This is a genomic window from Streptomyces torulosus (assembly GCF_001419765.1).
Taxonomy (GTDB): domain Bacteria; phylum Actinomycetota; class Actinomycetes; order Streptomycetales; family Streptomycetaceae; genus Streptomyces; species Streptomyces torulosus.
Genome location: NZ_LIRK01001026.1, coordinates 1 through 1,467 on the forward strand (window position 1 = coordinate 1; position 1,467 = coordinate 1,467).

The 1,467-nt window shown below is 72.2% G+C and carries 1 protein-coding gene; it reads left to right on the plus strand.

Going from position 1 to position 1,467, the window contains the following annotated elements; genetic code table 11:
• Positions 1-177: 177 nt before the first annotated feature.
• Positions 178-1,401, plus strand: coding sequence for a fumarylacetoacetase (gene fahA / locus AOK23_RS43750; protein ID WP_055717897.1), 1,224 nt, complete (start codon positions 178-180; stop codon positions 1,399-1,401).
• Positions 1,402-1,467: the final 66 nt, after the last annotated feature.

Sequence of the window (1,467 nt, forward strand, 5' to 3'; positions counted from 1 at the left end):
GACCCGGACCCACCCCGTCCGTGCCCCCACAGGACGCTAAGCCGGAATCATCCACTCCGACCCTCCCCTATCAGGACATTGCGAACTCTTTAGACACTCCCCGTTCCCGTCGTCGCCCCGTAACGTGTGCCGCGACCAGACGGAACGCCGGCACGCACGAGAGCGAGGCAGCACCCCATGCCCCCCTTCGACGTCCCCGAAGGCCACCCCTTCGGCCCGCACAACCTCCCCTACGGCGTCTTCTCCCTCTCGGACTCCGACACCCGCACCGTCGGCGTCCGCCTGGGCGACCACGTCCTGGACGCGGCGGCGGCGGCCCGCGCCCTGGGTTCCCCGTACGCCGCCCTCCTCGGCCACCCCACCCTCAACCCCCTCCTCGCCGCGGGCCGCACCGCCTGGTCGGACGTCCGCCGGGCCCTCACGGCCTGGGTGACGGTCCCCTCCCACCGCGAGACGATCAGCCCCTTCTTCCACCCCCTCACCGAGGTCACGCTCCACCTCCCCTTCGAGGTCGCCGACTACGTCGACTTCTACGCCTCGGAGAACCACGCCCGGAACGTCGGCCAGATCTTCCGCCCCGACTCACCGGACCCCCTGACCCCCAACTGGAAGCACCTGCCGATCGGCTACCACGGCCGGTCCGGCACCGTTGTGGTCTCCGGCACCGAGGTGGTACGCCCCTCGGGCCAGCGCAAGGCGCCCGCGGACCCGGCCCCGGTCTTCGGCCCCTCGATCCGCCTCGACATCGAGGCGGAGGTCGGCTTCGTCGTGGGCACGCCCACCCGCATGGGCCACCCGGTGCCCCTCTCCGCCTTCCGGGACCACGTCTTCGGCGTGACCCTCCTCAACGACTGGTCGGCCCGCGACCTCCAGGCCTGGGAGTACGTCCCGCTGGGCCCCTTCCTCGGCAAGTCCTTCGCCACGTCCGTCTCACCGTGGATCACCCCGCTGGACGCCCTCGACGAGGCCCGCGTGACCCCGCCGCCCCGCACCCACGACCTCCTGCCCTACCTGGACGACTCCACCGAGGACCCCGGCGGCTACGACCTCCGCATCTCGGTCGCCGTCAACGGCCATGTGGTCGCGGAGCCCCCGTTCTCCACCATGTACTGGACCGCCGCCCAGCAACTGGCCCACATGACGGTCAACGGAGCCTCCCTGCGCACCGGCGACCTCTACGGCTCCGGCACGGTCAGCGGCCCCGCCGCGAACCAGCGAGGCTCCCTCCTGGAACTCACCTGGAACGGCCGCGACCCCCTGGACCTCCCCACCGGCAAACGCACGTTCCTGGAAGACGGCGACGAGGTCACCCTCACAGCCTGGGCCCCCGGCCCGAACGGCACGAACATCGCACTGGGCGAGGTGACGGGCAGGGTCGTACCGTCACCGCAGGAGGCGTAGCACCCCGGCGGCGGCCGCTTCCCCGCCGGATCGGACCACCCACGACCGGCGGGGAAGCGGCCGCCG